The 14,333-nt window shown below is 37.6% G+C and carries 13 protein-coding genes; all 13 read right to left on the reverse strand.

The genetic code is table 11. From position 1 onward, the window contains the following. Positions 1–82 precede the first annotated feature (82 nt). Positions 83–484 (reverse strand): VOC family protein, encoded by a 402-nt coding sequence (locus BU038_RS06690; RefSeq protein WP_107605372.1) that lies wholly within the window; start codon positions 482–484, stop codon positions 83–85. 533 nt (positions 485–1,017) lie between these two features. After that, the gene (locus BU038_RS06695; RefSeq protein WP_107605373.1) at positions 1,018–1,209 is read right to left on the reverse strand and encodes a hypothetical protein; all 192 of its coding nucleotides are present in this window, start codon (positions 1,207–1,209) and stop codon (positions 1,018–1,020) included. A 26-nt stretch (positions 1,210–1,235) separates the two neighbouring features. Continuing rightward, on the reverse strand, positions 1,236–1,847 hold the full coding sequence (gene pyrE, locus BU038_RS06700) for an orotate phosphoribosyltransferase (RefSeq protein WP_107605374.1): 612 nt from the start codon (positions 1,845–1,847) through the stop codon (positions 1,236–1,238). A gap of 1 nt (position 1,848) precedes the next feature. Beyond that, positions 1,849–2,553, reverse strand: a complete 705-nt coding sequence (pyrF, locus tag BU038_RS06705; RefSeq protein WP_002480623.1) for an orotidine-5'-phosphate decarboxylase — start codon at positions 2,551–2,553, stop codon at positions 1,849–1,851. Beyond that, positions 2,553–3,470, reverse strand: a complete 918-nt coding sequence (locus BU038_RS06710) for a dihydroorotate dehydrogenase (protein ID WP_057511010.1) — start codon at positions 3,468–3,470, stop codon at positions 2,553–2,555. The genes pyrF and BU038_RS06710 overlap by 1 nt, the downstream gene beginning before the upstream one ends. Next, positions 3,467–4,231 carry a dihydroorotate dehydrogenase electron transfer subunit gene (locus BU038_RS06715; protein ID WP_107605375.1) on the reverse strand — a complete coding sequence of 255 codons (765 nt, stop codon included), beginning with the start codon at positions 4,229–4,231 and terminating at the stop codon, positions 3,467–3,469. The genes BU038_RS06710 and BU038_RS06715 overlap by 4 nt, the downstream gene beginning before the upstream one ends. Before the next feature lie 57 nt (positions 4,232–4,288). Then, complete coding sequence (gene carB, locus BU038_RS06720; RefSeq protein ID WP_107605376.1) at positions 4,289–7,462, reverse strand: carbamoyl-phosphate synthase large subunit; 3,174 nt, start codon at positions 7,460–7,462, stop codon at positions 4,289–4,291. After that, a complete protein-coding gene (locus tag BU038_RS06725; RefSeq protein ID WP_107605377.1) occupies positions 7,455–8,555 on the reverse strand; it encodes a carbamoyl phosphate synthase small subunit in 1,101 nt (366 codons plus the stop codon). The genes carB and BU038_RS06725 overlap by 8 nt, the downstream gene beginning before the upstream one ends. 6 nt (positions 8,556–8,561) lie before the next feature. Continuing rightward, on the reverse strand, positions 8,562–9,833 hold the full coding sequence (locus tag BU038_RS06730) for a dihydroorotase (protein ID WP_107605378.1): 1,272 nt from the start codon (positions 9,831–9,833) through the stop codon (positions 8,562–8,564). Further along, complete coding sequence (locus tag BU038_RS06735) at positions 9,820–10,728, reverse strand: aspartate carbamoyltransferase catalytic subunit (protein ID WP_107605379.1); 909 nt, start codon at positions 10,726–10,728, stop codon at positions 9,820–9,822. Before BU038_RS06735 ends, BU038_RS06730 begins: the two co-directional genes overlap by 14 nt. 30 nt (positions 10,729–10,758) lie before the next feature. After that, complete coding sequence (locus tag BU038_RS06740) at positions 10,759–12,060, reverse strand: uracil-xanthine permease family protein (RefSeq protein ID WP_107605380.1); 1,302 nt, start codon at positions 12,058–12,060, stop codon at positions 10,759–10,761. 220 nt (positions 12,061–12,280) lie between these two features. Next, positions 12,281–12,808: a bifunctional pyr operon transcriptional regulator/uracil phosphoribosyltransferase PyrR gene (gene pyrR / locus BU038_RS06745; RefSeq protein ID WP_107605381.1), complete on the reverse strand. Its 528-nt coding sequence runs from the start codon at positions 12,806–12,808 to the stop codon at positions 12,281–12,283. A 453-nt stretch (positions 12,809–13,261) separates the two neighbouring features. Beyond that, a complete protein-coding gene (locus BU038_RS06750; protein ID WP_107605382.1) occupies positions 13,262–14,266 on the reverse strand; it encodes an exonuclease domain-containing protein in 1,005 nt (334 codons plus the stop codon). Between the last annotated feature and the right edge of the window lie 67 nt (positions 14,267–14,333).

Raw genomic sequence — 14,333 nt, forward strand, 5'->3', positions numbered from 1 at the left:
TTATAATCCTCTTTCATCACTTGCTCTATACATAAAAAACAACCCATCTATCAGATGGGTTGTCTACATATCAATGATTAAATTAATCCATTAATGCCAATTGGAAATTCACACCGAAACGATCTTGTATCCATGCGAACTCTCTATATGGTCCAAGTTCAGTTTTAGCCATTAAAATAGCGCCGCCACTTTTTAAGCCGCTATATAAACGTTCCATTTCCATGGCGTTATCAACTGTCACAAATAAAGAAATAGATGGATTCATTGGTATTTCAGTTCCATTAGAATTATCAATCGCCATAATAATTTGATCTTTCAAGCGAACAATTGCGTGTTGGACTGCACCCGCTTCTCCGCTTCCAAACTCATCATACTTCACCATTGAAACTACTTCACTATCTTCAAATACTGAAGTATAAAGTTCAATCGCTTCCTCAGCTTCATTATTAAACATTAAAAATGGTGTTACCTTTGGTATTTGCACACTATCCCCTCCTCATAAACTTACTATTTACTAAGCACATAGCAATTTAAAATTATTCATCTTAAAAATCACTATTTTGACACTTAAAACGATACATGAATGACTATACAAAAGCAACTCAACCCATACATAGTACAGTCTTATACCTATCTTTCATCAATCATAAAGCTACATACTCAACTTAAATCCAATTAGGAGCGAATCTATATAAAATCTACTAAACAACCCAATCAAACATTAAACAAATACAGTACCTTTTTCTATATGTATGACACCATTCATAGTATAATGACTTTATTCCAAAACAATGAGTAAATCTTAACAAGATGATTGAATGAATGGAGGTTTATGATGTCTCACTTTATCTTACCTATTTTAGCAATGTTAGCAGTGATTATTATCGGATATATCTTTATTAAAATATACTTACGCTAGTCTAGCTTCTTTAGTGTAGACACGTTTTTCTTAACATTTAAAAATCCGCAATCATAAGCTCAAAACGAGTGTTCATGATTGCGGATTATTGTTTGTTTTTAAATTAAGCCTTTTTCTTTTATATCTGTTTTACATTTCTTGAATATGTTTTTCTCGTGTTCATTAGATAACCATTGATTTTCACCTTGATCATAGTTATTAACCGGCTCACGATAATCTTCATTTGCGGATAAGAACTTATTTAAATGAGCAAATGGTTTATGAGCAGTTTGTGCATGTGTATTGGACATGGTTCATCCCTCCATCCAATTCCATCTTATGCTAAATTGTCTCTCCATTCAACTAAAGATTGAATATCTGACTCAGAAATTTTACCTTGTTCTTTAGCAACATCGATTAATTCGTTATAGTCACTTAACGTATAGAAAGGAACATCTGCATCTTTGAACATTTGATCAGCTTTAGCTAAACCATACGTAAAGATTGCGACAACGCCTAATACTTCAGCGCCAGCTTCTTTTAATGCTTCTGCCGCAACTAATGAAGAACCGCCTGTTGAAATTAAGTCTTCAACCACTACGATTTTTTTACCTTTACTTGGTGCACCTTCGATTTGATTTTGTTTACCATGGCTTTTACTTTTAGAACGTACATAGCTCATTGGCATATCTAGTTTTTCAGAGATGAACGCTGCATGAGGAATGCCCGCTGTCGCAGTTCCTGATACAATTTCAGCATCTTTGAAATGAGTTTGAATTAATTCGATTAATCCGTCACGGATCGCATTACGAACTTCTGGATAACCTAATGTGACACGGTTATCACAATAAATCGGAGATTTAATCCCTGAACTCCATGTAAATAAATCATTGGGTGATAGTGCAACTGCACCAATATCTAATAATGATTGCGCAATTTGTTTTGACATCTTAACCTAACCAACTTTCTTTAATATGATGATAACTTTCAACCGGATTGTCACTTTGTGTGATTGGACGACCTACTACAATATGTGTAGAACCCATTTCACGTGCTTTGTCTGGTGTTGTAATACGTTTTTGATCGTCTTGTGCGTAATGCGCTGGACGAATACCTGGTGTTACTTTCAAGAAGTCTGAACCTAATTCTTTTGTCAGTAATTCTGCTTCTAATGGTGAACATACTACACCATCTAAGCCAGCTTCTTTAGTTAAACGTGCATAGTTTAATACAGCCTCTTCAATTGAAGTTTGGATGTTTTGTTCCTTTTGCAGCATTTCTTCTGTTGTTGATGTTAATTGTGTGACCGCAATAATTTTAGTATCTTTGTTGACACTACGTAAACCTTCTACTGCTTGGCGCATCATTTCAGTACCGCCTGCAGCATGAACGTTTACTAAATCTACATTTAATCGTCCTAAACCAGCCATTGCTTGTTTAACTGTATTTGGAATATCATGCAGTTTTAAATCTAAGAAGATTTGGTGGCCGCGTGCTTTAATCTTATTGATTAATTCCGGGCCTGTTTGATAATAAAGTTCCATTCCGATTTTGATGTATAAAGGTTCATCAAATAAATCTAAGAAATTTTCTACTTCTTCAGCCGTCGCAAAGTCTAATGCGATAATCGGTAAAGGTAAATTACGATTTGCCATTATTTAGTCACCTCAAAAGTCCTTTTGTACAATTCATTAATATGGTTGACACCTAAGTCGTCGAGCAATGCTGGTAGTTCATCAATGATTTCTTTACATACCATTGGATTTTGGAAGTTGGCTGTCCCAACTGCTACCGCATTCGCGCCCACTGAAATATAGTCTATAACATCTTGTGCGTTTTGAACACCGCCCATTGCGATAATCGGAATATCTACAGCTTGTCTGACTTGATAGACCATACGCATTGCGACAGGTTTGATTGCCGGGCCGCTTAAGCCCCCGACTGTATTTGCGATAATCGGGCGTCCTGTTTTCGCATCAATACGTAAGCCGACTAAGGTATTGATCATAGTTAAACCGTCTGCATATTGCGCGATTGCTTTAGCCATTGCGACAATATCTGTCACGTTTGGTGAAAGTTTCACGTATACAGGCACTTCAGAAACTGCTTTAACTTTACGTGTTAATTCAGCAGCAACCACTGGATCCACACCAAACTGCATGCCGCCTTCTTTCACGTTCGGACAAGAGATATTTAATTCCAATGCTTTCACATTCGGTGCTTTTGAAATATGCTCAGCCACATATACGTAGTCTTCTTCAGTAGAACCCGCAACGTTTGCGATAATCGGTACATCAAATTGTTCTAACTTCTTAAGTTCATGTTCAATAATGTGATGCACACCAGGGTTTTGTAACCCAATCGCATTAATCATACCGCTATCTGTTTCAGCAACACGTGGCGTTTCATTACCGTAACGTGCTTCTTTCGTAGCGGCTTTAATCATAATGGCACCCAGTTCACTTAAGTCATAAAATTGACTGAACTCAGCACCAAACGCAAAACAACCGCTTGCTGGCATAATCGGGTTCTTTAACTCTAATCCTGGAATTTCTACATTTAATCGACTCATAGGATGACTGCTCCTTTCTCAAATACAGGTCCATCTGTACAAACTTTGACATAACTTGTTTCAGATTCAGGTGTATGGCAGACACATGCGTAGCAAGCGCCGATACCGCAACCCATACGTTCTTCAAGTGATAAGAAACCTTCAACATCTGCTAATTTCTTGTGTTCTTTAATCGCTTTTAACATCGGTTTAGGTCCGCATGTATAGTAGATATCATAATCTACCGGCAAATCAGAAATCACATTTGTCACAAAGCCTTTTGAACCCATTGTGCCGTCTTCAGTCACAATGTGCGTTTCACCTAATTGCGCAAACTCATCTGCGTAGAAGACATCTTTCTTACTTCTGAAACCTAATACATGCACTGTTTCAATGCCTTGACGATTCAGTTGTTTAGATAGTTCATATAAAGGAGGAACACCGATACCGCCGCCCACAAGAAGCGCTTTACGTTCTGCTTTTTCAACAGGGAAACCATTACCTAAAGGTGCAATAATATCAATCGCATCATTTTCACGCATTTGAGACAGACGTTGTGTCCCAGCACCTTCTGCACGATATAACATCGTAAAGGTTTCAATTTCAGGTTCGATATGACAAATTGAGATCGGACGTCTCAACATATGCAGTGAACCTTCACCTACTTTAATATGAACGAATTGTCCAGGTTGTGTCATTTTGCGTGTCACAGGTCCTTTTACTTTAATTTCAAAAATGCGGTCCGCAATTTCTCGATTGGATACGATAATGTTTTGTTCCACTGTTAAATCCTCCTTTTAATCTTGAATCTATCTTCATTATAACCACTTTAATTACTATTACATACTTCTCATTGTGAATGTCATACTTTCAATCACATTCGTTAACGCATTCGCTGTATCTAGTGATGTTAAACAAGGTACACCATTTTCTACAGATGCACGTCTGATTTGGAAACCATCTCTTTCAATCGTTTTCCCTTTTGTCATCGTGTTAATGACAATTTGTACTTCACCATTTTGAATGCGATTTAATAAATCATCTTCACCGCCGATTTTACCCACTGTTTCAACCGGAATATGATTTTCAGCTAATTTCGCAGCTGTACCTGAAGTTGCGAGTACTTTATAACCCACTTCATGTAAACGTTTTGCGATTTTAACCATTTCATCTTTGTCTTTATCACTGACAGTAATTAACACTGTACCGTGATCTTTCACTTCCACACCGCTCGCAGTTAAACCTTTGAACAATGCTTTTTCTAATGTTAAATCTTTACCCATGACTTCACCTGTTGATTTCATTTCAGGTCCAAGTGTAATGTCGACATTTTTCAATTTATTGAAACTGAACACTGGTGCTTTAACATAAACACCTTCTGAATAAGGTTGAAGTCCTGGTTTGTAACCTAAGTCACTCAATTTTTCACCTAAGATGGCACGCATCGCAAGTTGTGCCATTGGAATATCTGTAATTTTACTTAAGAACGGTACAGTACGACTTGATCTTGGGTTCACTTCCAAGACATAGACACCATCATGTGCTAATACAAACTGGATATTGATTAAACCGATAATGTCTAAGCCTTTTGCGAGTTTCGTTGTATACGCTTCTAAAGTTTGAATCACTTCATCAGATAACGTTTGAGGCGGATAAACCGCAATAGAGTCACCTGAGTGTACCCCTGCACGTTCAATGTGTTCCATAATACCTGGAATAATTACTGTTTCGCCATCTGAAATCGCATCAACTTCAATTTCTTTACCTGTTAAGTAACGGTCTACAAGTACTGGGTGTTCAGGACTTGCTTTTACAGCTTCTCTCATGTAGTTTTCTAACTCTGCATCATTATACACGATTTCCATCGCACGGCCACCTAATACGTATGATGGACGAACAACGACTGGATAACCGATTTCTCTCGCATTGTCTAAAGCTTCTGCAGGAGAGGTTGCGGTTTTACCTTTTGGTTGCGGCACATCGATAGTATTTAACAGTTCCTCGAATTCTTTTCTATCTTCAGCACGGTTTAAGTTTTCTAATGATGTACCAAGAATTTTGACACCGTGTTTCGCAAGTTTATCTGCTAAGTTAATCGCAGTTTGACCACCGAATTGAACAACGACACCTTTTGGTTGTTCTAGCTCAATGATGTTCATGACATCTTCTTCAGTTAATGGTTCAAAGTAAAGTTTATCTGAAATTGAGAAGTCAGTTGATACAGTTTCAGGGTTGTTGTTGACGATAATTGCTTCATAGCCTGCATTTTGGATGGCCCATACAGCATGAACTGTCGCATAGTCGAATTCAACACCTTGACCGATACGGATCGGACCAGAACCAAGTACGATAACCTTTTCTTTGTCTGTTACGATAGATTCGTTATCTCTTTCATATGTTCCATAATAGTACGGTGTCGCAGATTCAAATTCTGCAGCACATGTATCTACCATTTTGTATACTGGTTTAATATCATTTTCATGGCGGAGGCGATAAACGTCTGCTTCTTCCATATCAAATCTATGTGCGATGACTTTATCACTGAAGCCATAATCTTTCGCATATTTAAGATATTCGATATCACCTTTATGTGCTTTTAATTCACGTTCGATATCGATAATATGTTGGAATTTGTTAAGGAAGAAGTAATCGATTTTAGTCATCTCGTGAATTTCTTCGAGTGTTGTACCACGTCGAATCGCTTCACCGATGAAGAAAAGACGTTCATCATCTTGTTGTAAGATACGTTCTTTTATGTAGTCTAAATCGTAACTTTCTCCATTTGGTAATCCTAAATGATGGACACCATATTCTAATGAACGAATGGCTTTTAATAATGATTCTTCGTACGTACGGCCGATGGCCATTACTTCACCTGTTGCTTTCATTTGTGTTCCAAGTACACGTTCACCTTTTTCGAATTTATCAAATGGGAAACGTGGAATTTTAGAAATCACATAGTCTAACGCAGGTTCAAATGCCGCAAAAGATGTGCCTGTAACAGGGTTCAACATTTCATCCAATGTTAAGCCCACCGCAATTTTAGCTGCCAATTTCGCAATCGGATAACCTGTTGCTTTTGATGCTAAGGCTGATGAACGTGATACACGTGGGTTAACTTCAATAATATAGTAATTCATTGAATAAGGATCAAGTGCTAATTGTACGTTACATCCACCTTCGATACCTAATGCACGAATTACTTTTAATGACACATCACGTAACATTTGATATTCAACATCTGTCAAAGTTTGACTTGGCGCAACAACGATAGAGTCACCTGTATGAATACCAACTGGATCAATATTTTCCATGTTACATACCACAATGGCGTTATCATTTTTATCACGCATTACTTCATATTCAATTTCTTTAAACCCTGCGATAGATTTTTCAATTAAACATTGTGTAGCGGGACTATAATGCAATCCGTTTGTCACAACTTCTTTTAACTCTTCGTCGTTATGACAAATACCGCCGCCAGTTCCACCCATTGTGAACGCTGGACGTACGATTAATGGATAACCCACTTGTTCTTTGAACGCAAAAGCTTGTTCTACTGTGTGCACGATGTCACTTTCAGGAACAGGTACATCTAAATCATTCATCAAACTTCTGAATAATTCACGGTCTTCTGCTTGTTGAATCGAACTTAATTTCGTACCTAATAAACGTACATTATTCGCTTCTAAAACACCGCTGTCATGGAGTTGAATAGCCATATTCAAACCTGTTTGTCCACCAAGTGTTGGTAAGAGTGCATCAGGTTGTTCTTTACGGATGATACGTGCGATAAAGTCGTGTGTTAAAGGTTCGATATAAACTTTATCAGCAATTTCTTTGTCAGTCATAATTGTAGCTGGATTTGAGTTGACTAAGATTACGCGGTAACCTTCTTCTTTTAAGGCTAAACACGCTTGTGTACCGGCGTAATCAAACTCTGCAGCTTGGCCGATGATGATAGGTCCTGAACCAATCACTAAAATGGTTTTGATGTCATTATTTCTAGGCATTGACTGTACGCTCCTTCGCTTTGAATTCATTCATCATATCAATGAATTGATCGAATAAGTAATTTGAATCAGTAGGTCCTGGGCATGCTTCTGGATGATATTGTACTGAAAAAGCAGGAAGCGTTTTATGTTTTAATCCTTCCACTGTGCCGTCATTTAAGGCAATATGTGTCACTTCTAAATCTGTTTGTGCAACTGAAGCTTCATCAATTGCATAACCATGGTTTTGACTCGTTAAGGCAATTTTACCTGTTGCTAAGTCTTTAACTGGATGGTTTGCACCACGATGACCAAACTTCATTTTGAAGGCTGTAGCACCTTGTGATAATGCGAATAGCTGGTGTCCTAAACAAATACCGAAGAATGGAATTTTGCCTAAAATGCCTTGAATCATTTCCACAGCTTCTGGTACATCTTCAGGGTCTCCTGGGCCATTCGATAACATGACACCGTCAGGTGACATGCCAAGAATAATTTCAGCTGGTGTATTGTATGGCACGACTGTTACATTACAACCGCGTGCGTTAAGTTCTCTAACGATATTTTGTTTCTTTCCGAAGTCTACCAATACGACGCTTAAGTCTGAGCCAGTTGATACATAAGGTGTTTTCGTCGATACCATCGGTACTTCGTCACGAGAGAGTTCAAATTGTTTAAGTTCTTCTATGAATGCCGGAATATCTTCAGCGTGGTCTGTAAAACCTGCTTTAAGTACTCCGTGTTTACGTATTTTACGTGTAATACTACGTGTATCTACACCAGAAATACCTGGAATATCATATTGAACTAATACATCGTTGAAAGTCTTTTGTTGACGGAAGTTGCTAGGATGTGTACTCGCTTCTTTTACGACTACACCACTTAATGTCGGTACTAATGATTCAAAATCATCTCTATTAATACCGTAATTTCCGATTAAAGGGTAAGTGAATGTGATAATTTGACCTGTGTAAGACGGATCAGAAATTGTTTCTTGGTAACCCGTCATTGCTGTGTTGAAGACAATCTCACCTTTTGTCAGATTGTCTGATCCCAGCTTTCTTCCTTCATAAATTGAACCATCTTCAAATACAAGATATCGTTTTTCTAACATTGTTGTTTATTCCTCCTTGAATGCCACTTCTCCAGCTACCATTGTTAATACAGGGTTGCCGTATACTTTATAACCGATGAATGGTGTGTTGCTTGCTTTTGAATGGAAATCTTCTGCTTTGATTTCTCTTTCTTCTTCTAAATCGATTAATGTTAAGTCTGCTGTTTTGCCTTCTTCTAGGATGCCGTATGGCAAGTCAAAGATCTGTGCAGGTTTAATTGTTAAGTAGTCCACTAATTGTTGTAATGACCAATCTCCATTTTTTACAAAGTGTGTGTAAAGTAATGGGAATGCTGTTTCACTGCCGACAATACCGAATTGTGCTTTTGTCATCGGTTGTGCTTTTTCTTCAGCTGCATGTGGTGCGTGGTCAGTTGCGATACAATCAATTGTGCCGTCTAACAATCCTTCAATCAGTGCATCTCTGTCTTCTTTACTTCTTAAAGGAGGATTCATTTTGTACATTGCGTTGTCGCCAGGGACATCGTCTTCTGTCATTAATAAGTGGTGCGGTGTAACCTCAGCAGTTACTTTGATACCTGCTGCTTTCGCATCACGGATAGCACGTACACTTTCTTTTGTTGAAACGTGACATACATGGTAGTGACAATCTGCTGCTTCAGCTAATAATACGTCACGTGCGATTTGTACAGTTTCACAAATATTTGGAATACCTGGAATACCTAATTCTTTACTACGTTTCCCCTCGTGCATAGCGCCACCGTAGATTAAACTGTTATCTTCACAGTGTGCAACCACTGCTTTGTTTAATTTAGCTGCTTGTTGCATTGCTTCATACATTGTGCCGGCTGTTTGTACCCCTACACCGTCATCTGTGAACGCAAATGCGCCATGTTCAGCTAACCCTTTGAAATCTACTAATTCGCTGCCTGCTTGTCTGATTGTAATTGAAGCGTATGGTAACACACGGACACGTGCGTTATCTTCAATTAATTTGTTGAGTTTTTCTAAATGTTCAACTGTGTCAGGTACTGGGCGTGTATTCGGCATTGGACATACTGTTGTAAATCCGCCGCGTGCTGCTGCTTTTGTACCTGTTTCAATTGTTTCTTTATGTTCACCGCCTGGTTCTCTTAAATGTACGTGTACATCAACTAAGCCAGGTGCTGCGAAGCGACCTTTTGCGTCGATCACTTCTACTTCTGAACCTACTGTGATTTCTGGTGCGATTTCTTTTACTTTATCGTCTTCTACTAAGATAGAAGACTCTGTTAATTTACCGTCTTTTAATACTTTTGCATTTTTAATTAGCAACATCGATAAGAACCCCTTTCTGTTGTTCCGCAATAATATGGCTGATGACTGACATACGTAAGAACATGCCGTTTTTCATTTGTTTGAAGATACGTGCTTTTGGCGCTTCTACTAATTCTGTATCAATTTCAACGCCTCTGTTCACTGGTGCTGGGTGCATTACAATTGCGTTTGGTTTCATGCGGTTGTATCTTTCTTTTGTTAAACCGTATTTTTCATGGTATTCATGTGGATCAAAGTTTAATTCTCCGTCATGTCTTTCGTGTTGTACACGTAATAACATCACAATATCCGTTTCTTCGATAACATCATCGATTTTGACATAAGGTGCATCAAGTGAATCATCAACCCATTCGTCTGGTGCTGCGAATTTAACGTTAGCACCTAAAGCTGTAAGTGCTTGGTAGTTACTGCGTGCTACACGTGAGTTTTTGATATCTCCGCAGATTAACACGTTCAAGCCTTTGAATTTTTTGTATTCTTCGTAGATTGTCATGATATCAAGCAAGCTTTGTGTTGGATGTTGACCACTGCCATCTCCGCCATTAATGACTGGAATGTTTAATCCTTCTAACTCTTTGTAATAATCATTTTGCGGGTGACGGATAACTAATGCGTCTACGCCGATGCTTTCTAAAGTTTTGCATGTGTCATATAATGATTCACCTTTTTTAACAGATGAAGTACTAGTTTCAAATGGAATTTCTTGCATACCTAGGCGACGTTCTGCCATTTCGAAGCTGCACTTTGTGCGTGTTGAGTTTTCGAAAAATAAGTTTGCTACGTATGTGTCATTTAATTTATGAACTTTCTTACCTTGTTTATATTCGATTGCTGTTTCGATAAGTGAATAGATTTCTTCATTTGATAAATGTTCCATAGATACTAATTGTTTCATTGTTAATTCCCCCTAAGAATTGGATAAAGTTTATTTATTTGATGTTTCCGGTTTTGCTTTAGGTAAAATTAGGTTTAATACGATACCTGATAATGCTGCAAGTGCCATACCTTCAACTTTGACGCCGTGAATATCGAACATTAAGTTGCCGATACCCACTACAAGAATAACTGACGCGATTACTAAGTTACGGTTTTCCGAAAAATCTACCTTGCTTTCAACCAGCATTCTTAAGCCGCTTGAAGCGATGATACCGAATAAGAGAATGGATACCCCACCCATAACTGGTGTTGGGATTGATGAAATCAATGCTGTGAACTTACCTACAAATGCCAGGATAATCGCAATGACTGCTGCACCGCCGATAACGTAGATACTGTAAATCTTTGTTATCGCAAGTACCCCGATGTTTTCACCGTACGTTGTACTTGGCGGTCCACCGATGATACTAGCGAACATTGTAGATACACCGTCTCCGATAATTGATCTGTGAAGACCTGGTTTCTCGAAGAAGTTTCTGCCGACAATCTTGTTGATGACCATTTGATGTCCGATATGTTCACTGACTGTAACGAATACAATCGGAACCATTAAGAGCACCAGTCCGAAGTGGAAGCTTGGATGATAATCTACAAATGGTACATAGATGTGCGGCCAGTCAAACCATGATGCTTTCATCACTGGTTTGAAATCTACGATGCCGAAGATGATGCCTGCGATGTAACCTACAATGATTCCGATTAAGACTGGAATCAATGAGAAGAACCCTTTCATGTAGCCTTGAACAACTAATGTTGTGACTAAAGTAATCATTGCGACAATCAAGTAAGTAACGTTGTAACCTTTCATGTCTGCAGTGTTTTCAAACATTGCCATGTTGGCAGCTGTTGGCGCAAGACTTAATCCGATAACCATGATGACTGGTCCTACTACAACGGGCGGTAACAAATGCATAAGCCAACCGATTCCGCTTAATTTGATTAAGATTCCTATGATGACATACATCACACCGCTCATGAAGAGTGCTACAAGCATATCTCCTAGGCTGTGTGTACTTAATCCTGTAATAATCGGTGTGATGAAGGCGAAGCTTGAACCTAAGTACGCTGGAATCATTGATTTTGTAATTAAGATATAAAGCAATGTTCCGATTCCTGATGCAAGCAATGCTGCTGAAATTGGCAAGCCTGTTAGGAATGGTACTAAGACTGTTGCGCCGAACATCGCGAATAGATGTTGTAAGCTGAGGAAGGCCCATTGGCCTGCTTTCGGCTTTTCATTGACATCTAGTACGGGTTTCACCGTTCGCTCAAACATTTGTTCATTTTCCATTTCTCTTTCTTCCTTTCATAAAAAAATCTCTTTACAGCAATCAGCGTGCAAAGAGACATTGTGGGGGAAAGATAAGAAGGTGTTGTCTATTTGAGATACACGTGTACCTCTTTAGAAGTTGTTTCTTACAAGCTTTGTAGCCTCTCGTGCTAGATTGTAAGTCGACAACAGTTCTTATCTAACCCTTTGTCAGTCTCTCGTACTGATTTAAAAGGGTAAGCTATTCAATTATAACTGCGTTGCGACCATCCTTTTCGTCTACATAGACCGAAACTTCTTCGTCTTTAGCAGTTGGAATATTTTTACCTACGAAGTCAGCGCGTATTGGTAATTCGCGGTGTCCGCGATCCACTAATGTTGCTAACCCGATTTTTTGTGGTCGAGAATGTAGTAAGATTGCATCGAGTGACGCACGTACAGTTCGACCTGTATAAAGCACATCATCAATGATGATAACGACTTTGTCTTTAAGGTCTACATCAATGACATAAGACTTCTCAGACATTTTAGGTGTCGGTAACTCTAAATCATCTCTAAATTGCGTGATGTCTAATGTTCCTGTAGGAACACTTACGTCTTCAATTTGTTGAATCTTCGTTTGAATACGTTTCGCTAAAAATTCTCCGCGTGTTTTCACACCAAGCAACACAAGATTTTCAGTACCCTTGTTATACTCTAGAATTTCATGTGCGATACGTGTTAAAGTCCGCTGCATACCTGCATCATCTAATACAATACGTTCTGTCATTCCCGCACTCACCTTTCCATAAAAAAATCCCGTATCTCAATTGAGAGACACGGGATACGAAGAACATGCGAGATTTACTATCTCAACTATTTAAATCAGTAACTGTTTTGTCGGTTACTTTACTAAATTTGTATGGCAATCAGGGTTGGTGAATTTCATGTTCATACAAAATTACCTCTTAATAAAGTGTTTACTTAGTTACTTTCTCTAGTTTCAACATGTAAATTATCTGCCTTCGGAGCATCTCTGTACTCTCAATTAAAGACTTACGATTTCTTTATTAAACTGTACTAAGTTTAACACAGATAGATGAAAAGTCAAAGACATTTCAGAAATAAGTTTGAAATGATTAAGCTTCATTTAACGAACTGATAGATTATCCCAGCTCGTACTAAAATAACGTTAAATAATTGATATCCTATATAGACTTAATTAGTCATAACATAATAGTGCTTATTTTGTTTGGTTCATTTTTTTAATAAGCAGCAACGCTAATTGTCCAGTTGCTCGCGCATCATTCAATGCATCATGAGCTGATCCATCAGCTAAATTGAACTTCTTATTTAATGTTGCTAATTTATAGTTAGCAGTTCCACTTATATGCTTTCTAGCATAAGTTAAAGTATCAAAAACTCTGAATTTTTTATGTTCAACATTGAATTCAAATAAGTTATATAGAAGAAATTTCATATCAAATGGAGCATTATGAGCAACAACCGTCTTACCCTCAATTTGGTCTAACAGAGAAACAAGCGCCTCCTTAGTAAGTATAGGCTTATCTGCTAAAAATTCATTCGAAATACCAGTTATATTTTCTACTACTTCACTCACTTCATTAAAATACGGTTGGAAATACTTGCATTCTTCATGCACAATTACGCCATTTTTAAATTCTACAAGTCCATATTGAATAATTTCATCTTCCTCGTAATTTAAACCTGTTGTTTCAAAATCTATCACAACAAAAGAATCGTTAATCTTTCTTGCTTTTGTATAATTCAAATCTAATTTTTTTCTAACAGATTTAAGAGGTTCCGAAGTATCTTCTTGATTTGTAATATTTTCATTACCTATTTGTGCAACTTCACACTTTTTATCAAATTGTTGGTTTTCTTTAACAGACTCACCTTTTACTTCTTCATTATTAACTTGGTGCTTCTTCTCTTTTATTACATTGGATTTTTTATTGTTAACTTTCCTATCATCATTCTTTTCATTATTATCCTTTGGACTTTTACTATTATTATTCTCTTCATTTTCTTCAGCATATTTATCATGTTTAATTGCTTTTTTAATCAACACTATTCCAAGAATTGCTAAAACAATTGCTTTTAATAAATTACTAAAAATTCCCCCTTCAATTCCTTTAGTAAAAGCTGCAATTACTCCGCCTATAGTTCCTATAATCATTAATATACCTAAACACCCAAGACACCCTGCTTTATCTTTATTGTTCAATAAATTTACCTCCTGACTATTTTAATTCTCAACAACTGTATTACTTTTCACCCTTATTAGTATATAC

Origin of the sequence: Staphylococcus simulans (assembly GCF_003043455.1) — a bacterium.
Lineage (GTDB): Bacteria > Bacillota > Bacilli > Staphylococcales > Staphylococcaceae > Staphylococcus > Staphylococcus simulans_A.